Here is a 22,376-nt window from a genome sequence, read left to right as displayed (position 1 = left end):
TTTCCTGAGTGACACAGGATTTCTCTGGTCCACACATCTGGACTGGCATGAGCGTTTTGCAGGAGTTTGAATCATTTCTTAAGGCTCTCTCCCCTGTTCACACACGTACAAAGGGGTCTGGTGGGAATAGACTTGGTTAATGCAACGCCCCCTCAGCGTGATGTTCATGCTGCTCTTCTCCAATGGCCTGCCTGCCAATTCCAGCGCCCCCAGCGTCTTTCAGGCTTTTGTGGAACTCCCAAACAAACTGCTGAACTTTCAGCAAGACCTCTCCCGCGAGAAAATCGTTGGAGACACCAACCGCACCGAAAAACGCGAGATTGCGTGGGGTGAAGGCACCATCGAAGTCCGCAAAAACGTCAACACCCAGTTTCTGAAGGTGGATCTGGTTCAACCAGAGGCCCGCATTCAGTACACCCTCAGGGCCTTCCACTCCAACGCAGGTCACCGCATGTTTCTGGTGCAAAAGCAGCATTGCACCTCTCCGGGCTGCGAAGCCACCATTTCGGTGGTGGAAAAGCAAGGCAGCGTCTGGAAAAACATGAGCCAGAGCCTGCTTCCTGACCTGTCCCGGCCAGTGCTGACCAGAGCCTACATGGAAACCACCGGAAAATCCGTTTCAGACAGTGGTGAAGAGTTGGATTACCACCTGCAAATCCCTGAAGAAGGCAACCTGATCGAAGTCTGGAACCAGTACGACGAGAAAATGTTTGCGCTGAACTGGAACGGTCAGAAGTTCGTGATCAAGACCCGCTGACCTGCACTTCAAAGCAAAAGGCCCTGAAAAGGGCCTTTTGCTTTGCTCTTGAAAGATGATTCAGCTGGTCTGGTCATGGGCTCTGGGCAGGCACACCCACAAACACAGAGCGGTCGTAAGTCTGCAACCAAGTGTATTGGGGCAGCCACGAAATCTGGTCCATCGAGTGGTTCACGAACACCGTCCAGAGCACCCATGCCCACAGAAACAGGTAAAACCCATAGCGGTAAGGCTCATGGATGCGTTGCATTCGCAAACGAAACGGATACAGGATCAAGCCAATCAGCAGCACATGAATCACCAAATCGGCGAGAAACGGCAACAGGTACACATTGAAGGTGTTCGCACTGGTCATGCTTTCGTGCTGGTAGGGCAAGGGAAAGCCGTAAGCCTGCACCATGGCCTGCCCTGAACTCACAAAAGGCACTTCCAGACGGATGCGGCTTTGCATGGTCAGGTGTTCCAGCACCAACCATGCCAGCGGCACACAGTACATCCAGAATGTTTTCAGGTAGGCCCTCATGTTTCCAGAGTAGAGAGCCACCCTTCAGCCAGCATAAGAGTTGCCTTCAGAGACCTTTGTTTGGGGTCTCATCCAGACTGGGCCTGACCATCACGGATCCTTAATACGGTGTGGGCCAGTTCGGCCACGTTGGGATCGTGGGTGATCAGGACCACGGTTTTGCCTTCAGAGGCAGGCCTCAGCAGCAAGTCCAGAATGCTTTTTCCAGTGCGGGTGTCGAGGTTGCCGGTGGGTTCGTCTGCAAGGATCACCGAAGGATTGGTGATCAGGGCTCTGGCGATGGCCACACGCTGCTGCTCGCCCCCTGAGAGTTGAGAAGGGTAGTGGGTCAAGCGGTGCCCGAGTCCCAGTTGCTCCAAGAGGGTTTTGGACCGTTTGGTGCGTTCTGCTCTGGGCACGCCCATCAGGGTGAGTGGAAATTCCACATTTTCAGAGGCGTTCAGGATGCTGACCAGGTTGTAGTTCTGGAACACGAACCCGAAATGTTTCAGGCGGTAATCGGCAAGTTGCACATCGGTCATGGCAGAAAGGTCGGTGCTGTCGTGCAGGATTTTTCCACTGGAAGGACGGTCAAATCCGGCCAGCAAATTGAGCAGGGTGCTTTTTCCGCTTCCAGAGGGTCCAATGATGGCGGTCACTTTTCCAGCTTCAAAATCAAAACTGACTTCGCTGAGGGCCGTCACGGTGGTGTCGCCCGATGGATAGATTTTGCTGAGTTTCTCGACGCGCAACATTCAGTTCCTCCCCAGAGCTTCGGTGATGACGATGCGCCCGGCACTGCGGGCAGGCAAGAGGCCCGAGAGCAACCCAAGGATGAAACTGACCGCAAAAGCCAGCAAGGTGAGCCTCGGGGTGAGGGCTGCGGCACTGATGTTGGCGAGGTTCTGGGTGTACAGGTTCACCACCTGAATCCCGAGGTAACCCAGAATCACCCCTCCAATGCCTCCCATGAAGGCCAAGAGGAGGCTTTCCAGAAGCACCAGATTGCGAATGAAATTGGGTTTGGCCCCGATGGCCCGCATGGTGCCAAATTCTCGGGTGCGTTCAAACACCCCCATCATCACGGTGTTGGCCACGGCCAGACCGCCCACAATCAGGGCAATCAGGCTGATGCCAAACCGGATGGCGTCACTGATGCTGACTGCACGGTCCAGCACCCGCAAAAAGTCAGACTGGGTTTGTGCCTCGGCATCCAGAGCTTCTGACATCGCTTTGGCGGTTTCTTTGGATTTGGAGGGGTCTTGCAGCTTGATGGCCACGTAAGAAATCTGGTCTTCCACCCCCATGGCTTTTTGCAGGGAGACTTTGGGAACAAAAATGAAGGAATCGGTGAATCCGCCCTGCTCTTTGAGGATGCCCACCACCTTGAAGAAACTCCGGCGGTTGAAACGCACATCGCTCCCGAGTTTCAGACCTGCATTCTCAGCGGCCTTGAAGCCCAGAACCGCCACCAGTTGCCCTTCATCGTTGGCAGAGAGCAAACGGCCCTCCTGAACCTCGATGCCCGGCGAGATGTCCAGAACGTTTTCCTTGGGCGGATATCCGTAAATCAGAAAGGATTGGCTGGGGTCAAAGCCCCCTCGGGCAGAAATCACAATGGGAACCACGCTGCGGATGCCCCATTCTTCTTTGCGCTGTTCGATCTGCTGCACCATGCTTTCAGGCAGGTCTGGCGAGCGGGGCAACCCCTCTTCAATTCCGTTCAGGGACACCTGAATGTCCGGGCCAATGTTGCCCAACTCCTGGGTGAACACCCGACGGATGCCTTCGCCCAGAGACAGGAAAATCACCATGCTGGCCACCGCCACCACAATGCCCAGCACCGTCAGGGTGGTGCGCACTGCCCTCCGGGTGAGTCCACGCAACGCCAGTTGAAAAAGGTCAGAGATCGGCATGGTTCCCATCCTACTGCTCAGAGGGCTTCAGGTTCAGGGGCCTGAGACCCAAAGCCAGAACCCTTTTGACTTTCATCTCAAACCTTGCTTCAACTTTCATTTCACACCAGCAATGAACATTGTGGTTCTTTAGCATGAAAGCATGACTCCATTGAAATCCAGTGCGTTGATTCTGACGGCCTTTTTGCTCGGAAGCTGTGCCCAGACCACCCCTCCTGCACCCCCAGTTCAAAGCACACCTCAGGCCATTTCCCCTTCCGCTCAAACGGTGTTCCAACCCGTTCCGATGAACCAGACAACACTGCTCAATCCGCTCTCGGGCCTGTACGACTGGTTTGGTGAACAGAAATTGCTTCCTCTGGGCACAGATGCCCGCACCGTGTACCGCCGCTGGACCTGGCGTGAACTGACCCTTGCCGATGGCAGCCTCAACACTGCACTGCTGACCGAACGCATCCAGTGGGCCAAAAACCGCAAGCAGAAACTGGGCCTTCGGGTGCAGGCCGTGCTGGATTACGGCTCTGGGACCCAGAACTGTGGGCTGGGGGTTCCAGAGGTCTACCGTTCCAGCCTCACCACCACCTACACCGTTGTGGAACAGGGCGGGACCGCCAAACAATGGTGCGTACCCAACTGGAATGATGCAGCTTTCCAGCAGCAATACACCGCTTTTTACGACGCCCTGAATGCTTTCCTGTCCCAACCCGAGCAGGCCAAATACATCGCTTTTCTGGACATTGGCACCTACGGAAAATGGGGCGAGTGGCACATGTATGTGCCAGAAAACGCGCAGGTTTTGAACCCTCAAGGCCAACCTGTTGCACCAGACGCCTACAAAGCCACCCTAGAGACCCGCAAACGTCTGGTGGATCTGGTGACCCAGCGTTTCCCCAGCATCCGCAAAGTCATGATGACCGACGACAAAGAAGCCCTGATGCATGCCCTGAACCAGAGCCCCAACATTGGCTGGCGCAGGGACGCTCTGGGATGGCTGCACTTCATGGATGGTTTTCGAGGCACCCTCTCGGATGGGGAATGGCAAACCGTGCTGAACCGCTACAAAACCGCACCCACCATCACGGAATTTGGTGGAAGTTACCGGTTTGGCTGCAACATCCAGCAGTGCATCACCACTCCCTCTGAAGCGTTGCAGGTGGCGTTCAATGACGTGGTGTCCACCCATGTGGGTCTGGTGTCCAATGGGAACCTGTCGGACTTCAACCCTCTGGACACCAATCAGAAAAGCAAAGTGGAGAAAATGCACCTTTACAGCGGGTTCCGTCCGGCCATCAAGAACCTGACTGCAGATTACACCCCACCCACCAGCACTTCACCTGCCCGCCTGACCCTGAATGCAAGTTGGTTGAATTACGGCACTGCTCCGGCTTACCGGGTTCCAGAACTGCGCAATCCCAGTCTGGGCTTCATCGAAGGTTGGCGCATCACCTACCAGATCCGCAACGGCAGCAACCAGATCCTCTGGACCGGAATCTCCAGCCTCAAACCCAGCACTTTGATGCCCTCTTTGCAGTGGAGCAACGGTCAAATTCAATCCGAAACACCCACACTGGCCGTGGACCAGTTCTCCCTCTCCAAGCCTCTCTCTGGATGTGTTTACCTGTATGCAGGGATGCCCAGTGTGTTTCCCAACACCTACAGCACCGCAGAAAAACCCCTGATGCTGGCACAGCAAAACGGGCTTCCAGATGGCTTTTACCTGCTTGGAGAATTGAAAGTGGCAAACTCTGGCTTGCCTTCACCGGATGTGGTAACCCCTTGCCCTCTATAAACCAGAGCTGTTCAGGGTTCCTTGTACGGGGCCAGAGCGACCCTGCAGATGTATTCCCTTCCCTCCTGTTGCTTGGAATAGCGGTCCAGAAGGGCAGCGAACTCCTGTTGAAGTTCCTTGGCCTGTTCGGCGGTCAATTTCAGAATGCGCCAATCGTCTCGAATGGCCGGAGCCTCTGGTTGGCGGAAATGGGCCACCAGACCCGGACGGCCATTTTCGCCTGAGCCCACCGCCTGAACCACATAAGGCACCCCTCCATCTCTGACAAAGCGCAGACCCAGTTCCTGACGGGCTTCATCGGCAACCTCAGTGAACTGGGTCATCAGGCTGTGGAACAGCAAATCGCGCCAGATGTTGTCTCTGGAAAGCATCATGTCCTGAAAACTGTTGTGTGGCGCATGCTTGAAAGGCACAAACAGGGCCGGGGCCACCGAGCGATAGACTTTGATGGGTTTGCCCCTGCGGCTCTGCTTGCGCACCACAGCAATCAAGCCCAGATCTTCCATCAACTCCACAGCACGGTAGGCCTGCAACGGCGTGCAGGGAATCTCTGTACTCAGTTGTTTGACCGTGCATTCCCGGTCCAGAAAAGGCACAAAATACTGGGAATGTTCAGCACTGACCAGAAAAGCTGCTGCTCTGGAATCGGTGATGGTGTACCACTGGGTTTGGGTTGGGTTCATGGCGTTTTGATCTCTATTTTCAAAATCCGCTTGTTCTGAAGATACAGTTTTTTTACAATTCAAGCAAGCCAGAGAACTTTGTTTTCGAGCCATGTGGTGTTTGAAGGAGAATTCCCATGAAAAAAATGCTGATGACAACGGTGTTGTTGTTTTGTGCCACAGCCTTCGGTGAACCCGATTGCCCACCCCCCAACCAGTGCAGAATGGCCAGTCCATGTTTGGCACCTGCACCACTGCCATTGCCTCTGCCACCTGTCCTTGTGGACCCTACTGAACCCACCCCCTGCGACACCAAACAACTGGATGTGTACTGCATCCCTGACACCCACCTCTGAAAACGCCTGAAACCCTCTGGTCCGTGGGTCAAAAATGCCAGAGCACCGGACCTGCCAGATCCTGAAACAACACCGGCCCAAAAAACCGTGAATCCACGCTGCTGCCGGTTGAGCGGTTGTCTCCCAGCACAAAATACTGGTTGTCCTGCAAGGTGATGGCTTCCATGCTGTCTGCTCCCCGGGCCTCTTTGATGTAAGGCTCGGGGAGTTTTTTGCCGTTGCGGTACACATCTCCCTCACGGATTTCAATGGTGTCACCGGGTTTGCCAATCAGACGTTTGACCATGTAAGGCCGGTGTTCGATGCCGAACCAGCCTTTTTCCAGAGCGTATTCGCTGCCCTCTGGCACTTTCACAATCAACATTTGGTCGTACGCCGGAAACGCTTTGCTGAGGTGCCATGCTGCAAGCCACCTCGGGTATTTGAGCACCAGAACCCGCTCTCCGTTGTGGAGGGTGGGCAACATGCTGTCTCCACTGACCGTGCCAAACGTCAGCACGAAAGTCAACACCAGATACACAGGCAAGAAGGTCAGGAGCACCCATTCTTTGAAAAAGCGTTTCAGCACCAGACCAGTGTACGCAGGATCCATGAGAGACAGAGTGAATTGGATGGGCCTTTAACCTCATCCAACCCGAAGAAGAAACTCTGGATTGCCGTGCTTTTTTGGTGTTGATGCCCTTGCTTGAATTTGGCTTACAGGTCCCAGAGCACAAGAATTGCTCTCGGCCCTTGGCCTTTCTGGTAAAGTGGTTCAGTGATTGCTTACCTGGAAGGAACCGTAAAATTCAACCGGGAAAATTCGGTGGTGGTCCTGTGCGCCGGAGTGGGCTACGAGGTGTTTGTGGCCCGTCCCACCCTCGACAAATGCAAACCCGGCGACACCATTGAACTGTTCATTCGCATGGTGGTCCGCGAAGATTCCATGACCCTGTACGGGTTTCACCACGTGGATTTTCAGCAGGTGTTTGACATCCTGACGGGCGTTTCTGGCGTGGGTCCCAAATTGGCCCTTGCCATGCTGTCCCAGTTGCCCCTTCCCATTCTGGCCGGAGCCATTCTGGACGGAGACAGCAAATTGCTGTCCAGTGTCTCTGGCGTGGGCAAGCGCACTGCAGAACGTCTGGTGCTGGAACTGCAAGGCAAAATCCCCGAGCAGCTTCGGGCAGGCTCCACTGGCAAAAAAGCCCCTGTGCAGCGCAACCCCCATGAACGGGATGCCATGGATGCTCTGGTGGCTCTGGGTTACCGTGAAGTGCAGGTTCGGGCCGTGGTCACCGAGCTGGTTTCTGAGAATCCAGAGGCCACCGCAGACCAGTTGATCCGCAAAGGGCTGTCTCGCTTAAAATGAGTGAAATGTTCTTTTTTTGTAAGGGGCGTTTCTTTTCGATCTAGACCTGAAAAAAAGAGTATTTTTGCATCCTGCAAGTGGGATGTTAGAATGATGGGCATAAGCCATGAATCTGGGAGTGCACAACAGCAAGATCCCTTACAGTCTGCAGAAATCCTGACTGGGAAACCGTGGAATGTAAGAACAAGTGAGAAAGCTGTAAGACGCAGCCCTTAGTATGGAACTAGAAGCTCTAGACAGGCGGAGGCTAACGTGGACGTACTTCAACTCTTCAGACGAATCACGCGCACGACAGAGAGTCGGCCCACCAGACCCAATCTGATGGCTGCGCTCTTTGGACTGGGGCGCAGAAACAACAAGTCCAACGATACCGACTGGTCCATGCTGGAAGACGCATTGGGACCTGCAGACGCCATTCCCAGCCTGATCAAATCCCTGGAGTCAGAAGACCGCAAAAGCCGTCAGACTGCCCTGGAAGCGCTGGAAGATCGCCTCATCCACCAGGGGGCCTTCGTTTTTGAAGCCACACCCCACGCGGTTCCCATCATGGTCAAAGCCCTCGAAAACGAGGACCTGCTGGACCGCTATGCCATCGTGCGCATGCTGATCAAGATCGGCCACGGCGTCAGTGTGTTCGAACAGTTCGACCAATCGGACGCCCTGCAAGACGCCATGAAGCAGCAGCTCAACACCCCCGAGATGATGGAGCAGCGCAAACGCAACGATGAATGGGTGCTGAACGCCCACCGTGCCGTGCGCAATGCCGTTCCTGCCATCGAGAAACTGCTTTTGTCCTCTGACCGCCGCTTGCGTTCCTGGGCCACCTTTTTCCTCGGTGAGTTCGGCGTGGAAGACCCCCGCATTCTGGCTGCCCTGATGGGCCTGATGCGCAGCGACTCCAACTCCCACGTGCGTGCCACCGGAGCCTTTGCCGTGTCTCGAGGTACCCCTGCACCAGTGGTGGCAGGAGAGATCAAAAACGCTCTGGACAAAGAAGGCCACCCCCTCACCCGTCTGGTGATGGCCATGAGCCTTGCCCGTCTGCTCAAGGAATACACCCCAGAGGAAGTCGAGCAATCCATCGTGAAGGCCCTTGTGGAGCCTGAAATGGTGGAAGAGGCTTACGCAGACCTGCCCTGGGTGCAGAACAAACTGCACGTGGATGTCATTGCCTGCCTTTCCATTCTCGGCGAAGAAGCCTTGCAGCGCACCCTCAATGCCCTTTCCGCTTCGGACAAGGACACCGCAGCAGCCAGCGTGAAGCCCCTGCTGAATCGCCTCTTGATGTCGGTGTTCTACAAACGCCCCAAGCAAACCCCAGAGGCCCTCACCCTGCGTCAGAAACAGACCATCATGTACCTGACCAGCCACAAAAACCTCTGGAGCGACCACTACGAGAGCAGCCTGCGCGACATCCTGAAGGCGTTCAAACTGCCCACAGACCGCATGGAACTGATCCAGTACGTGGGCATGACCCCGAGCGCCTGAGCCCCAAAACCTCTGTAACTCCGCCTGCAAACCCCTCGTCAGAGGGGTTTTTTGCTCACCCATCCATCATGGAAGCAGCAAACCGCCATAGTATGATGGCCTGTGATAGAGGTGAGCGCTCCAGTGATTTCCATTCGACAAACCCTGTTTGACCTTGTCACCATCCTGTTCAAGAGGCCTCTGGCCCTGTTCTGGTCGATTGTGGTGGGCCTGATGGCCAGCCTGTCCGGGGGCATCCTGCTGGGCACAGGCATGGCCGCTTTGCAACGTTACCTGTACGCTGGCATCAAAGGCGAAAAAGGCCACCGCTTTGATTGGAGCGGAACCTTCAGTGTCACGCACATTGCCCTGAGCCTGATTTACCTGCTGGTCAGTTTCTTCACTTTGCTGGTGTTCATTGGCACCCCTCCTGTGGTGATCCTTCTGGTCAACACCATGGTGTCCCTGTACTTTCTGTACGTCTTTTTGCTGGCAGAACCCAACATGCGGGCTTCGCAGGTGTTCCAGCAAAATTTCCAGCTGATCCGCAAAGGAGACCTCTGGAAGCATGTGGCCCTGATCTTCCTCTGGGCTTTCCTGCAGTATCTGGTGGGAGACCGCATCGAACAGCCCGAGCTGCCCACCGACCTCACCCAGATGACCACACAGCAGGCACAGGCCCTCTTGAACTACTTCACATGGCTGGGTCTTTTCAGCTGGGTGTCCTTTGTGGTGGCGTCCATCGTGAGCGCCTCGTGGTACCACCAGCTCACCTCAAAAGCTGAACCCGAGTCCAAAGACAAAATCCCATCTGCCTGAGACATCCATCAAAAAAGAGACGCTTTTGGGCGTCTCTTTCTGTTTGAATTTGAAGGTTTACTCGGGGGTTGATTCAGAGGTTTCTTCAACGGCTTTTTGCTTCTCGGGCTTCATGAGGGGGAACAGTAGGACATCGCGGATGCTCTCTTTGTCGGTCAGCAGCATCACCAGACGGTCAATGCCAATGCCCAGACCACCTGCAGGGGGCATGCCGTACTCCAGAGCATTCAGGAAGTCCTCGTCTTGCTCGTGGGCTTCATCGTCTCCGGCTTCACGGCGCTTGGTCTGGCTTTCAAAGCGCTGACGCTGGTCCAGAGCGTCGTTGAGCTCGCTGAAGGCATTGGCCAGCTCAAATCCCATGCCGAACAGTTCGAAACGCTCTGTGACCCCTTCCAGGCTGCGGTGCTTCTTGGCCAGAGGGCTGATCACCAGAGGATGGTGGATCACGAAGGTGGGGTTGGTCAACTCGGGTTCCACGTACTCACCGAACAGTTTGTCCAGCAGTTTGTAGTCCGGCACTTTCTTCCACTGGGGGTAGCGGGCATCGCAGAACTCGCGCAGTTTTGGCAGGTCGAGGGGGTCAAAGTCCAGATCCGGCACTTTTTCCCTCAGGCTGCCCACGTAATCCACCCGGGCAAAGGGCGCAGACCAGTTGACCTGCTTGCCGTAAATCTCGAACTCGGTGCTGCCTTTCACAGAAAGGGCCAGCGCAGAGAACAGGTCCTCCACGAGTTTCATGATGTCCTCGTAGTCCACATAAGCCCAGTACAGTTCCAGCATGGTGAACTCGGGGTTGTGGGTCTGGTCGATGCCCTCGTTGCGGTACACCCGACCAATTTCGTAAACCTTCTCGAAACCGCCCACCAGAAGGCGCTTGAGGTGCAACTCCAGAGCAATCCGCAGGAAGAAATCATGGGACAGGGCGTTGTGGTGGGTCACGAAAGGTTTGGCTTCGGTGCCCCCAGCAATGGCCTGAATGGTGGGACCTTCCACCTCCATGAATTCCCGGTCATCCAGAAAGTTGCGAATGAAACGCACGATTCTGGAACGCAATTTGAAGGTTTCTTTGACCTCGGGGTTGGTCATCAGGTCCAGATAACGCTGGCGGTAACGCAACTCGATGTCCTGCAGGCCGTGGTACTTGTCCGGCAGGGGGTGCAGGCTTTTCACCAGAGGTTGCCAGTCGGTGACGTGCAGGGTCAGTTGACCGGTCTTGGTGACGAAAGGATGTCCTTTCACACCAATGATGTCTCCAAGGTCGAGGTGCTTGATGCCCGCAAAGTTGGGGATTTCCTTGCCGAAGTACAGCTGGATTTTGCCCTGCTCGTCGTGCAAATCGGCAAAGGCCACCTTGCCCATGAAACGGATGGTCATCAGGCGACCAGCGAGGCTGTACTCGTCCTCTTCCCATTTCTGGCCGGGTTCGATCTCGGGGTATTTGTTCAGGATGTCCTGGCTGTGGTGGGTCTGGGGGTAACTGTAAGGATAGGCATCAAAGCCCAGTTCAGAAAGCGCCTTCTGGTTGTTCAGGCGTGCCAGTGTCTGTTCGTGCAATTCCTGCGACATGACATACAGGATACCGAAAAAGGGGCGGGACATGAAAGGTTGGTCTGTTCAGGGAGCCAAGGCCGAGAGCCTTGTAGGGGCTACGCGTGCGTCGCCCAGAGGCCGAGAGCCGAGAGCAATTCGTAGCCATGAGGGTCAAGGGGATCCGTACTCCTCAATGCTTGAGCAAAAGCTTTTTTGCCCTCGGCCCTTGGCTCTTGGCCCTCGGCATCAAAAAAGTCCCCCTCAAAAGAGGAGGACCGAACAGCCAACCAAAAACTCAGACTTTCTGGTAAAGCACTGCGCGTTTGACTTCTTCGATGAGCTCGGTGATGGGGATTTCACGGGGGCAGGCTTCGGTGCAGTTGTAAGCGGTGCGGCAACGCCACACGCCGGTGTTCTGGTTCAGCACTTTCAGACGCTGGTCACTGCCCTTGTCACGGGAATCGAAGATGAAGCGGTGGGCTTGCACGATGCTGGCAGGACCGAGATAACGTCCGTTGACCCAGAAGATCGGGCAGGAGGTGGTGCAGCAGGCGCAGAGGATGCACTTGGTGCCTTCATCGAAGATGGCCCGGTCTTCCACGCTCTGGAGGCGTTCACCTGCGGGGGCGGGATCGTCGTTGATGAAGAAGGGCATCACAGCGCGGTAGGCATCGAAGAAGGGTTCCATGTCCACGAGCAGGTCGCGTTCCACTTTCAGACCGCGGATTGGCTCGACAGTGATGGTGCCGCCATCTTTGGTGAGGTCTTTCACCAGGATTTTGCAGGCCAGACGGTTGCGACCGTTGATCAGCATGGCGTCGCTTCCGCAAATGCCGTGGGCGCAACTGCGGCGGTAGGTCAGGGTGGAGTCCATGTACCACTTGATGTGGTTGAGGAGGTCCAGCACCCTGTCTCCCGGTTCACATTCCACCGCGAAAGACTGCCATGAAGGCTTTTTGTCTTTCTCGGGGTTAAATCTTTGAACTTTGACATTGACTTTCATCAGGTCTGGTCTCCTTAGTACACACGGGGCTTGGGCACGAAGTGCAGGGTTTCACCTTTCAGCACAACGGGTTTGTACTTCAGGATCACATTGCCGGGGTTGTTGAAGTCCCGGTAAGCCATGGTGTGTTTCAGCCACTCGGTGTCGTTGCGCTCGGTGAAGTCTTCGCGGTCGTGGGCACCTCGAGACTCTTTGCGGTTCAGGGCGCTGGCGGTCATGGCCTCGGCGATGTCCAGCAGGAACCCGAGTTCCAGAGCCTCCACCAGTTCGGTGTTGTAACGGGCGGTGGGGTCGGTGACCGAGACATTTTTGTAGCGGGCTTGCAGTTCCTTGACGATCTGGACCTGGGCTTCCATGTCTTTGCCGTTGCGGAAAATCCCCACGTTCATCATCATGCTGTCTTGCAGCTCTTTGCGGATTTTGGCCACGTTGTCGGTGCCGCTTCCGTTGCGCAGACGCTCGATGAGCCCTTTGGAGTAAGCCTCTGGGTTGTTGGGAAGGGTTTCGAATTCGGCTTTCTGGGCGTATTTGGCGGCAGCCAGACCAGCACGGCGTCCGAACACGATCAGGTCTCCCAGAGAGTTGGTTCCGAGGCGGTTTGCCCCGTGCAGGCTCACGCAAGCCACTTCTCCGGCGGCGTACAGGCCACGCACCAAGGTTCCATCTTCACTGGCGAGGGCTTCACCGTCGATGGTGGTGGGCACCCCACCCATGGCGTAGTGGGCGGTGGGCTGGATCGGCACCAGTTCTTTGACCGGGTCCACACCCAAGTAGGTGCGGGCAAAGTCGGTGATGTCGGGGAGGCGGCTCTCGATGATGTCCTTGGGCAGGTGGGTCAGGTCGAGCATGATGGCGTCTTTTTCTTTGCCCACACCGCGTCCTTCACGGATTTCACGGTAGATGGAGCGGGACACCATGTCGCGGGGCGCAAGGTCTTTGATGGTGGGCGCATAGCGTTCCATGAAACGCTCACCACTGTCGTTGCGCAGGATTCCCCCTTCACCACGGGCACCTTCGGTGATCAGGATGCCCAGTTTGGCCAGCCCAGTGGGGTGGAACTGGTAGAACTCGAGGTCTTCCAGAGGAAGGCCCTTGCGGTAATAAATGCTCATCAGGTCGCCGGTCAGGGACAGGGCGTTGCTGGTGATTTTGAAGACACGTCCATAACCACCGGTGGCCAGAATCACCGACTTGGCATGGAAGGTGTGGATTTCGCCGCTGGACAACTCCAGAGCAATCACACCTTTGCACACGCTGTCTTCGATGATCAGGTCCAGCACCTGGAACTCATTGTAGAAGGTGGTTCCGGCTTTGACGTTTTGTTGGTACAGGGTCTGCAGGATCATGTGGCCGGTGCGGTCCACAGCGTAGCAGGCGCGTTCCACAGCGGACTTACCGTATTCTTTGGTGTGACCACCGAACTTGCGCTGGGCAATCTTGCCGTTGGGAAGACGGCTGAAGGGCAATCCCATGTGTTCGAGTTCGTACACGGCCTCGATCACGTCTTTGGAGAAAATCTCGGCTGCGTCTTGGTCGGTCAGGTAGTCGCCACCTTTGATGGTGTCGAACATGTGCCATTCCCAGTGGTCCTCGTTGACGTTCCCGAGGGCTGCACCCACGCCCCCCTGAGCGGCTCCGGTGTGGGAGCGGGTGGGATAGAGTTTGCTGATCACAGCAACAGAGACATTTTTGCTTTTCGCGGCGTACAGGGAGGCCATGAGACCTGCTCCACCTGCACCGACCACAAGGACATCGTAACGGTGATGCATATTGGCTCCTTAAAGCTCGGGCTTAAAGGTGTAAAGGCCGATGGTGCCCCACACAAGAATCACACCGGCAACGGTGTAGACCAGCGACTTCACCCAGAAACGCTTGCCTTTGTCGGTGATGTAGTCTTCGATCACGTAACGTGCACCGTTCAGACCGTGCAGTCCGGCCAGCACCATGATCAGCCAGTTGTACAGCTTCCAGACGGGCTGTTGCAGTTTGGTCACGATGGCTTCATAGCTGGCAGATTGGTACTCTGGCACAGCAATGAAAGTCATGTAGATGTGCCCGAGCACCAGGAACAGCAGCACAATGCCGCTGATGCGCATGAACACCCACCAGAACAGTTCGGCATTGCCGGTGGCCTGGGCCTTGGCATCTTCAAAACGTTTTGCGCGAATCATCATCAACCTCCGTGCTCAGCCAGAATGCGCTGCAGGGTGAGGATGGCAGTAAACAACGCACCTGCACCGCTGATCACGAGCACCACGTAAAACAGCTCTCTCTGGATCTTGACGCCCCAGCCAGCGAAATCCATCAGGATGATCCGCAAACCGTTCAGGGAGTGGTACAGCACTCCAGCCGTCACCAGCACCAATCCGATGGAAAAAGCCCAGTGGCTTTCCACCCTGTGCACAGCCTCATAGGCCTCTCTGCTGATGGCAATCGACCCGATAGAGAGGATGTGTAAAAGCAGGTACAGCAGGATGGCCAGCCCCGAAATGCGGTGCAGGACAAATGCCCACTGTCCTTCCTTGCCTCGATACCCTCCGATCATGTTCTCCTCCTTGAGAATCCTTTAACGTCGGTTAAACAACACGTTACAGTGTAGCATGTTCTTTCCAAATTGGTGTTCTGATCACACTACAGTGTTCACTGCCGACCTGACCTCAGCCTACCCCTGTTTTAGAGTTTGATGAGAGGGTCATTCGTCCATGCATTTGCCCTCTCATCTAGGCTTGTTTCGCTGCCTGAACAAAGGACAAAAAGTCATGCATTTGTGAAATTTTACACAAATCTTTTGCTTTGCTGACCTATCCACCAGTTTTGGATCGACCACTGCCCTGTATAGATTCACAGGTTTTCAATAAGTACAGAAAACCCGAAGAGGAACTTTCAAAAAACCCAACCCTACAGCCCATCCTGCAAAATAAATTCTGTTTGTTTGCTGCTGGGATTCGTGTTCTCAGGGAAATGCCTTAAAAGAGGTTTGCTCTCCTTGAACACTCATGTATAATTGATCCCGTTGCCAAAAGAAGGCAGCAAGGAGGCATACTTTGGAACTGTTCGGCTTCGGACCCCACTTGATGATCGATGGTTATCACGCCGCCTCTGAGAAACTGCAGAACCCTGAGCTCCTCACCGAGATTCTGCAAGACCTCCCGAGACAGATCGACATGACTGTGGTGCTGCCTCCGCACGTCACCGGGTACCACGGCCTGACCGAAGAAGACTCGGGCTACACCGGTGTTGTGATCATTGCCGAATCCCACATCGCCATCCACACCTTCCCCAAACGCGGATTCGTCAGCGTGGACATCTTTTCCTGCAAAGAATTTGATGCCCAGCAAGCCCTCAATTACCTTGTGGACAAACTGGACATTGGACGCTACGACACCCATTTCATCAATCGGGGCAAAGAATTTCCCAAAGACCTCGCTGTCGCTGAAAAGATCCTCTCTGGTGAACGTGAGTATCTGACCGCCCGTCTGGCCTGAGATCCTGCAATTTCAAACAACAAAAAAGAGGCTGGTTTTCCAGCCTCTTTCGTTTGTTTGGTGCCTCAGGCTTTGACAGCAGCAGGCACTGTCCGGCGCACACTGAATGCCAGCACAGGGGCCAAAGCATCCAGCATGCCCATCAGTTGACCATCTGCAGAGTATTTGCGGATCAGTTGCCCACCTTTGCGGGCTGCATAGATGTTGCCCTCGTGGTCCACATCGAGAAGCAGTTCTCCAGAGGGCTCGCCATGCCACGGGTCAATCAGTACAGCAGAAACGGGTTTGCCGGCTGGGCTCATCACACGGATGCGGCTGCTGCTGGAATCGCTGACCAGCAAGTTGCCTTTCAGATCGACGCCGACCCCATCCAGAGCCTGCAAAGCCTGCGCATCTTTGGACTGCTTGAACGCCACTCGGGACACATACGTTCCATCTGGCGTAAAGCGTTGCACTTCACGCAACTGGGTGTCCAGAACGTAAACGTATTCTTCGTTGGCCACCACCATGCGGGGTTCACGGAACACGCCTTGCCCATCACCACGGCCACCAAACTTGCGAACAAAATCACCTGCAAGGGTGTATTCCTGCACCATGCAGGTGTCCAGATCCAGAGCGTAAATGCGTTTGTCTGGGGTGACCGTCAGGGACACCAGATTGAGCAGGTTCCCTTCTTTCAGACCATAAGGGGCGAAGCCTCCCACCATTTCCATGTCGCTGTTCAGGATGCGCAGCATGGGGGCGTTGGCGGTTTTGTAATCCACAACTCCAACCAGCAAATTGCCGTCTGGCAGGTAATGGCAGGACACCGGAACAGTGGGCAAAACACCCGATTCCATGTTGCCCATGCCCTGCAAGAGGTTCCCCTGGGTGTCCAGCACGCGGATGAAGTTCTGTCCACTGTTGGTGACCACCACCAGGGTGCTCGGGAGGGTGGGGATGGAGGTGTCCACCAGATCACCAGAATCAATCAGGCGCAGCACTTCATCCAGAGAAGGACGATTGGAAGGGTCCTTTTCCAGCATCTTCATGATCAGGTCATTGAGGGCAATGGGAATCCTCACGTTGTACTGGCGGGGAGGGGTGGGCACATCAAAAACCTGCTGGTGAACCACCACATCGTAACTGCCAGCAAAAGGGGTGCGTCCAGCAGCCATTTCGTACATGACCATGCCAAGGCTGTAAATGTCGCTGCGGGCATCCACACTGCCCCCCTTGGCCTGCTCGGGACTCATGTAGATGGGGGTTCCGACCCGGCCACCACCCACACTGAGGCGGGAGACAGCCTGACCCACAGCAATGCCGAAGTCCATCAGGCGAACCTGATAGGCATCAATGTCTCCCTGGGTGATCTGGTCACGCATCAGCATGATGTTGGAAGGCTTCACATCGCGGTGAACCAACCCTTGAGAGTGGATGTACCGCAAGGCATCGCACACAGCACGGGAAATGCTCAAGACAGACGGCACACTCACAGGCTGCGAGAGCATGTACCCTTCCAGAGATTGGCCTTTGACGTACTCCATGATCATGTAAAAGGGCTGGGTTTCAGCATTGTAGTCAAAGACGCGCACAATGTTGGGGTGCTCAAGGCGCTTGAGGGTGGCGGCTTCTTGAACGAACCGGCGCAAAACCTTGTTGTCACCAAAGTGCTTTTCCAGAGGAACCTTGATGGCCACCAGTTTTTCATCTTCCAGACGGCGGGCCAGATGCACCACAGCCATGCCACCCTCTCCGATGCGTTCCAGAATCTGGTAACCACGGATGTTGAGCTGCAGCTCGCCACCTTGACGGACCAGTCTGGCTCTGGGCTTGCGTTTTTGTTTGCGGTTGGGGCCTTTCACCGGAACGAAGCGGGTGACGTAGAAACTTGTTCCGATCAGGAAGCTGGCAATCAGAGCCGGGGTGAGCGCACGCTCAACCGTACTGAAACTGACCAGGTAGGTGACGAAGAGCAGAGTGAGCACGGCCAGGGCAAGCGCCAGAACACGTTCTGAAGCGCGGTACCACAGCAAGCCACTCACGATAAAAATCAGGATCAACCAAACCATTTTGCTCCCTATGAGTGCGGTTTATTCTCATAGGATAGCAAATTTTCCACTTTGTTAAGAAGTCCTTTACGATTTTAACCAGCGGGCCGCGTCCAGAGCGTGATAAGTCAAAATGGCATCTGCCCCAGCACGCCTCATGCTGGTTAACGTTTCCAGCACAATGCGCTGTTCATCGATGTAGCCCAACTGGGCAGCCGCCTTGACCATGGCATACTCTCCAGAGACGTTGTAGGCCACCACCGGAAGTTGAGTGTTATCACGCACAACGCGCAAAACGTCCAGATAAGCCAGAGCAGGCTTGACCATCAGGAAGTCTGCTCCCTCGGCTTCATCCAGACTGGATTCACGCAACGCCTCACGGTAACCCGAGGCAGGGTTCATTTGATAGGTCTTCTTGTCCCCCATTTTGGGCGCACTGTCCAGAGCCGTACGGAAAGGACCGTAATACGCAGAGGCGTACTTGGTGGAGTAAGACATGATCATGACCCGCTCAAACCCCGCTTCATCCAGGGCTTGCCTGAGCGCCCCAATCCGACCATCCATCATGTCCGAAGGGGCCACGATGTCTGCACCCGCAGCGGCCTGCGTGAGGGCCATTTTGATCAACACCTCTACGGTCTCATCGTTGAGGATTTCTCCTGCATCAGAGACAATGCCATCGTGTCCATCCGAAGAATAAGGGTCCAGAGCCACATCGGTGATCAACAAAAGCTCTGGCAGCTCTTTTTTGAAGGCACGAATGGTGCGGGCAAAAAGACCTTCTGGATTGTGACTCTCTGAGCCAAACTTGTCTTTGAGGTGGTTGGGAATCGCAGGAAACAGCGCCACCCCTTTGATGCCGAGGTTCCAGGCTTCTCTGGCATGCTCGATGGCCAGATCGATGGAATAACGGTGGATGCCGGGCATGGCGGCCACAGGGGTTTTGATGCCCTCCCCTTCCTCAATGAACATGGGGTACAGCAAATGGCGCGGCTCCAGCACGGTTTCACGCACAATTTCACGGATGCTCTGGCTGGAACGCAAACGGCGGGGACGGTAGGTCAAATCCATAAAGAACAGGATACCCAAAGTGGGCAGGACGAAAAACCCGAAAAGGCACAGTGGTTTTGGCAGAAGGCAGAAGGCAGAAGGCAGAAGGCAGAAGGCAGAAGGCAGAAGGCACGGTTGCGCATTGGACAGGACTTGTCAAGCCTTGCCGAGAGCCGAGAGCCGAGAGCCGAGAGCCGAGAGCATGCTGTTCTACACGGCAGAAATCGTCAAGGGAATTGAATGTAGGGGCGCAGCGGACAAGGAGACCAGCATGTGGTCTCCTGTTTTGTACAAGACAGCGTGCTGCGCCCTTCATCGCTTTAGCCCAAGCCTTCCTTGGCCCTCGGCTTTCCTTTTGCCTTCGTCCTTCTGCAACAAATAAAGCGAGCCCTCTGGCCCGCCCTTGCATTTGTGCTTTCGAATTTACGCTTCGCTGGAAATGAAGGTCCCAACTTTTTCACCGCTGAGCAAGCGCACAAGGTTGCCTTCAGCGAAGATGTCGAAGACCACCAGAGGCAGCCCTTTGTCCTGACAGAGGGTCAGGGCGGTGGCGTCCATCACCTGCAAGCCCTTGGCCACCACTTCGCGGTGGGTGATGCTGTCGATTTTGTAAGCATCGGGGTTCTTGCGGGGGTCATCGGAGTACACCCCATCCACTTTGTTTTTGGCCATCAGGACCACTTCTGCCCCGACTTCCAGAGCGCGCAGGGTGGCGGTGGTGTCGGTGGTGAAGAAGGGGTTTCCGGTGCCTGCACCAAAAATCACCACACGTCCTTTTTCAAGGTGACGGATGGCTTTGCGGCGGATGTAGGGCTCTGCAACTTGGCTCATGGTGATGGCGGTCTGAACACGGGTGGGTTGGCCCACCTGCTCCAGAGCGTCTTGCAGGGCGATGGCATTCATCACAGTGGCAATCATGCCCATGTAGTCTGCGGTGGCAGGGTCCATGCCTTCACCGTTGCGTGCACCACGCCAGAGGTTGCCTGCACCCACCACAATGGCCAGTTCCACACCTGTGGCATCTCTGGCAGCTTTGATTTCTTTGGCCAGGGCTTTGGTGGCCTCTGGTGAGATGCCAAAGCCTGTTTCAGAAGACAGAAATTCGCCAGACAGTTTAAGGAGTACCCGTTTGTACGCCATATTTCCTCCCTAAAAAGGGTGGAGCTTGCTGCGTTCACCGAAAGCACATGCAGTGCTTTTGGTTGAGCGAAGCGAATGGAATGGTCAGGACACTTGTTGTCCTACAGTTCTTTCGCATGGCTCGACAGGCTCCACCACAGAAAAAAAGCGGGGAAATCCCCGCTTGCTGAATTATTTGGCGCCGATTTCGAAGCGAACGTAAGCAGTGACGGTGTTGTCACCGGCGTACTTGGCCACGGTCAGGCTGTTGTCTTTGACGAATTTCTGCTCCAGCAGAACGTTCTCTTCGTAGAACTTGCCAAGCTGGCCAGCCACGATTTTTTCAACGATCTGGGCAGGTTTGCCTTCGTTGAGGGCTTTGTTGGTGAGGATTTCACGCTCGGCTTCGATGGCGCTGCCGTCCACTTCGTTGCGGGTCAGGTAACGGGGACGCTCGGCGGCCACGTGCAGGGCGATGTCTTTGGCCACAGCAGTGTCGCTGCCGGTCAGGGCAACCAGAGCGCCGATTTTGCCGTTGGAGTGCACGTATGCACCAATGACGCCTTCGGACTCGAGGTAGGCCACGCGGCTGAGGACGATGTTCTCACCGATTTTTCCAGCGGCACCTTTGACAGCGGTGTCGGCGGTTTCGCCGTTGCCGAGGTCAACGTTGCGGAAGGTGTCCAGATCGCTGGTTTTTGCACCCAAAGCGGCTTCGGCCAGTTGCTTGACCAGGTTCTGGAAGTCGGCGTTGCGGGCCACGAAGTCGGTTTCGCTGTTCACTTCAACGATGGCAGCGCTCTTGCCGTCTTCGGCAACTTTGAAAGCCACGAGGCCTTCTTTGGCTTCACGGTCGGCTTTTTTGGCTGCTTTCACAATGCCGCGCTCGCGCAGCAGGGCCACAGCTTTTTCTTCGTTGCCCTCGGCGTCGTTCAGGGCTTTTTTCACGTCAACAATGCCAGCACCGGTCAGTTCGCGTACTTTTTTGATGGACTCCATCATGATTGGGATCTCCTTTTTGATGAGATGTGGTTCACGCTCTGGGGTTGATGTTGCCCCTTGATGTTCAGTTCAGGGTCAACATGGCTGAATCGTCCTGCTGCAAACACACAACAGGGAGTGAGGGGCAGTGATCCCCCCACTCCCGTCAGGTTCACACTTATTCTTGGACGACTGCTTCTTCTTCGCCCTGGGCTTCTTCTTCAACAACGGCAGCGCTGGAAACAACTTCGCCGCCACCACGGGCTTCGACAACGAGGTCGCCGATGCGGTTGGTGATCAGTTGAATGGAGCGGATGGCGTCATCGTTGCCAGGAACGATGTAGTCAATCACGTCAGGGTTGGAGTCGGTGTCAGCGAGGGCAATCACAGGAATGCCGAGTTTGTTGGCTTCCTGCACAGCAATCACTTCTTTGGTGGGGTCCACAACGAACAGGGCGTCAGGAAGACGGGTCATGTTGCGGATGCCGCCCACGTAGCGCTCCAGGCGGTCACGCTCGTTTTGCAGCTCAATGCGCTCGGCTTTGGGACGGGCGTTGATCGCGCCAGTTTCGATCATCTCGTTGAGTTCTTCGAGGCGATCAATGCGGCTGCGGATGGTGCGGAAGTTGGTGAGCATCCCACCGAGCCAGCGCTGGGTCACAAAGGGCATGCCGGTGCGACGGGCTTCGAGTTCCACGATTTCCTGGGCTTGCTTCTTGGTGCCCACGAACAGGATCACGCCACCGCGTTCGGCGGTCTCTTTGATGAAGTCAAAGCTGCGGTCAATCTGCTTGAGGGTTTTTTGCAGGTCAATGATGAAAATGCCGTTGCGCTCGGCGAAAATGAAACGCTTGAATTTGGGGTTCCAGCGCTTGGTTTCGTGGCCGAAGTGCACGCCTGCCTCGAGCAGTTGCTTCATGCTGATGTAAGACATCTAAACTCCTTGTGAGGGCGTTGAAAAGCAAGTGATGTTGGTCGTGCCAGTCTTGCTGCTCGGGGACACCCTCTGCCCACAAAGCGATCTGACAGACCACTGGCAAAAAACAGCCAAAGAAGAGTCTAGCACAAAATGGCTGGGGAAATATGGAATGGGTTACAGGGACAGGCGCCTTGCCGAGAGCCGAGCGGCCCAGCGCGAAATGTGCTGCCACGTAAGCGCGTAGTAGGGCCAAGACAGAGCCGAGAGCCGAGAGCCGAGAGCCGAGAGCATCATGTTGCACGTATCAAAAATGGTCAAGGGGATCTGTACGTCGTCAAAGCTTTTGCTAGTGCAGGATCACAAGTGAGATTGTGAAGATGTCCGTCATCTGTCACAGTGAGCTATGGGCAGCAAAGTCAAAGTCCGACCCCTCAGCGAAACAGAAGTCCAGCACATCCAAGATCAGCTCAAATCCAAAGACGCCTTCACGGTGCGGCGCAGCCAGATTCTGCTGGCCAGCCATGAGGGTCAGGTGGTCTCCCAAATTGCCAGGTCCCTGAGAATCGCCACCCAAACAGTACGCAACACTTTTAGAGCTTTTGAAGCAGACGGTTTAGCGAGCCTACACGAACAATCCCAT

General features: G+C 55.4%; 23 protein-coding genes. 8 read left to right on the top strand and 15 right to left on the bottom strand.

All coding sequences use genetic code 11. The features are described from left to right. Positions 1-139 precede the first annotated feature (139 nt). Complete coding sequence (locus tag Q371_RS24375) at positions 140-757, top strand: hypothetical protein (RefSeq protein WP_034346079.1); 618 nt, start codon at positions 140-142, stop codon at positions 755-757. 73 nt (positions 758-830) lie between these two features. Here Q371_RS24375 and Q371_RS24370 read toward each other — a convergent pair whose 3' ends face one another. The 3 genes from Q371_RS24370 to Q371_RS24360 form a co-directional block, all read right to left on the bottom strand. Then, positions 831-1,280, bottom strand: a complete 450-nt coding sequence (locus Q371_RS24370) for a hypothetical protein (protein ID WP_034346076.1) — start codon at positions 1,278-1,280, stop codon at positions 831-833. Between the two features lie 68 nt (positions 1,281-1,348). Further along, on the bottom strand, positions 1,349-2,014 hold the full coding sequence (locus Q371_RS24365; protein WP_034346074.1) for an ABC transporter ATP-binding protein: 666 nt from the start codon (positions 2,012-2,014) through the stop codon (positions 1,349-1,351). Then, entirely contained in the window at positions 2,015-3,175 is a 1,161-nt protein-coding gene (locus Q371_RS24360) for an ABC transporter permease (RefSeq protein WP_034346213.1), read from the bottom strand. It lies immediately after the preceding gene. 142 nt (positions 3,176-3,317) lie between these two features. Between Q371_RS24360 and Q371_RS24355 the strand changes: the two genes are divergently transcribed. Next, positions 3,318-4,964, top strand: a complete 1,647-nt coding sequence (locus tag Q371_RS24355) for a hypothetical protein (RefSeq protein WP_034346071.1) — start codon at positions 3,318-3,320, stop codon at positions 4,962-4,964. Positions 4,965-4,975: 11 nt separating this feature from the next. On the opposite strand, the gene Q371_RS24350 is transcribed toward Q371_RS24355, so the two are convergent. Beyond that, on the bottom strand, positions 4,976-5,647 hold the full coding sequence (locus Q371_RS24350; protein ID WP_034346069.1) for a hypothetical protein: 672 nt from the start codon (positions 5,645-5,647) through the stop codon (positions 4,976-4,978). Positions 5,648-5,763: 116 nt separating this feature from the next. Here Q371_RS24350 and Q371_RS24345 point away from each other — a divergent pair, with 116 nt between their 5' ends. Further along, a complete protein-coding gene (locus Q371_RS24345) occupies positions 5,764-5,982 on the top strand; it encodes a hypothetical protein (protein ID WP_034346067.1) in 219 nt (72 codons plus the stop codon). Between the two features lie 28 nt (positions 5,983-6,010). Here Q371_RS24345 and lepB read toward each other — a convergent pair whose 3' ends face one another. Then, a complete protein-coding gene (lepB, locus tag Q371_RS24340) occupies positions 6,011-6,550 on the bottom strand; it encodes a signal peptidase I (protein WP_245618464.1) in 540 nt (179 codons plus the stop codon). A gap of 189 nt (positions 6,551-6,739) precedes the next feature. On the opposite strand from lepB, the gene ruvA reads away from it, so the two are divergent. The 3 genes from ruvA (at position 6,740) to Q371_RS24325 (ending at position 9,619) form a co-directional block, all read left to right on the top strand. Further along, positions 6,740-7,333: a Holliday junction branch migration protein RuvA gene (ruvA, locus tag Q371_RS24335; protein WP_034346061.1), complete on the top strand. Its 594-nt coding sequence runs from the start codon at positions 6,740-6,742 to the stop codon at positions 7,331-7,333. Between the two features lie 321 nt (positions 7,334-7,654). Beyond that, positions 7,655-8,821 carry a HEAT repeat domain-containing protein gene (locus Q371_RS24330; RefSeq protein WP_034346058.1) on the top strand — a complete coding sequence of 389 codons (1,167 nt, stop codon included), beginning with the start codon at positions 7,655-7,657 and terminating at the stop codon, positions 8,819-8,821. A gap of 123 nt (positions 8,822-8,944) precedes the next feature. Next, the gene (locus Q371_RS24325; RefSeq protein WP_034346055.1) at positions 8,945-9,619 is read left to right on the top strand and encodes a hypothetical protein; all 675 of its coding nucleotides are present in this window, start codon (positions 8,945-8,947) and stop codon (positions 9,617-9,619) included. Positions 9,620-9,676: 57 nt separating this feature from the next. Here Q371_RS24325 and lysS read toward each other — a convergent pair whose 3' ends face one another. From lysS to sdhC, 5 genes are all read right to left on the bottom strand, one after another. Continuing rightward, entirely contained in the window at positions 9,677-11,185 is a 1,509-nt protein-coding gene (lysS, locus tag Q371_RS24320; protein WP_034346210.1) for a lysine--tRNA ligase, read from the bottom strand. Positions 11,186-11,444: 259 nt separating this feature from the next. After that, a complete protein-coding gene (locus Q371_RS24315; protein WP_034346053.1) occupies positions 11,445-12,152 on the bottom strand; it encodes a succinate dehydrogenase iron-sulfur subunit in 708 nt (235 codons plus the stop codon). 14 nt (positions 12,153-12,166) lie between these two features. Beyond that, positions 12,167-13,921, bottom strand: coding sequence for a succinate dehydrogenase flavoprotein subunit (sdhA, locus tag Q371_RS24310; protein ID WP_034346050.1), 1,755 nt, complete (start codon positions 13,919-13,921; stop codon positions 12,167-12,169). Between the two features lie 9 nt (positions 13,922-13,930). Beyond that, complete coding sequence (locus Q371_RS24305) at positions 13,931-14,326, bottom strand: succinate dehydrogenase hydrophobic membrane anchor subunit (protein ID WP_342668542.1); 396 nt, start codon at positions 14,324-14,326, stop codon at positions 13,931-13,933. Then, on the bottom strand, positions 14,326-14,697 hold the full coding sequence (gene sdhC / locus Q371_RS24300) for a succinate dehydrogenase, cytochrome b556 subunit (RefSeq protein WP_034346047.1): 372 nt from the start codon (positions 14,695-14,697) through the stop codon (positions 14,326-14,328). The genes Q371_RS24305 and sdhC overlap by 1 nt, the downstream gene beginning before the upstream one ends. A gap of 499 nt (positions 14,698-15,196) precedes the next feature. On the opposite strand from sdhC, the gene speD reads away from it, so the two are divergent. Continuing rightward, positions 15,197-15,637 carry an adenosylmethionine decarboxylase gene (gene speD / locus Q371_RS24295; RefSeq protein ID WP_034346043.1) on the top strand — a complete coding sequence of 147 codons (441 nt, stop codon included), beginning with the start codon at positions 15,197-15,199 and terminating at the stop codon, positions 15,635-15,637. A gap of 65 nt (positions 15,638-15,702) precedes the next feature. On the opposite strand, the gene Q371_RS24290 is transcribed toward speD, so the two are convergent. The 5 genes from Q371_RS24290 to rpsB form a co-directional block, all read right to left on the bottom strand. Beyond that, positions 15,703-17,679, bottom strand: a complete 1,977-nt coding sequence (locus tag Q371_RS24290; RefSeq protein ID WP_169743924.1) for a protein kinase domain-containing protein — start codon at positions 17,677-17,679, stop codon at positions 15,703-15,705. Positions 17,680-17,754: 75 nt separating this feature from the next. Continuing rightward, positions 17,755-18,738, bottom strand: a complete 984-nt coding sequence (gene hemB, locus Q371_RS24285; RefSeq protein WP_051965216.1) for a porphobilinogen synthase — start codon at positions 18,736-18,738, stop codon at positions 17,755-17,757. 402 nt (positions 18,739-19,140) lie between these two features. Beyond that, on the bottom strand, positions 19,141-19,857 hold the full coding sequence (pyrH, locus tag Q371_RS24280; RefSeq protein ID WP_034346032.1) for a UMP kinase: 717 nt from the start codon (positions 19,855-19,857) through the stop codon (positions 19,141-19,143). 171 nt (positions 19,858-20,028) lie between these two features. Then, positions 20,029-20,838 (bottom strand): translation elongation factor Ts, encoded by an 810-nt coding sequence (gene tsf, locus Q371_RS24275; RefSeq protein ID WP_034346030.1) that lies wholly within the window; start codon positions 20,836-20,838, stop codon positions 20,029-20,031. 157 nt (positions 20,839-20,995) lie between these two features. Next, positions 20,996-21,751 carry a 30S ribosomal protein S2 gene (gene rpsB / locus Q371_RS24270; RefSeq protein ID WP_034346026.1) on the bottom strand — a complete coding sequence of 252 codons (756 nt, stop codon included), beginning with the start codon at positions 21,749-21,751 and terminating at the stop codon, positions 20,996-20,998. A gap of 388 nt (positions 21,752-22,139) precedes the next feature. Between rpsB and Q371_RS24265 the strand changes: the two genes are divergently transcribed. Continuing rightward, positions 22,140-22,376, top strand: a 237-nt coding sequence (locus tag Q371_RS24265) for a helix-turn-helix domain-containing protein (protein ID WP_034346022.1), incomplete at its 3' end; no start/stop codon positions are given.

The sequence above is a fragment of the Deinococcus misasensis DSM 22328 genome (genome assembly GCF_000745915.1).
Lineage (GTDB): Bacteria > Deinococcota > Deinococci > Deinococcales > Deinococcaceae > Deinococcus_C > Deinococcus_C misasensis.
The sequence above is the reverse complement of the archived record's forward strand: the minus strand, read 5'-3'. Positions and strand labels throughout refer to the sequence as shown.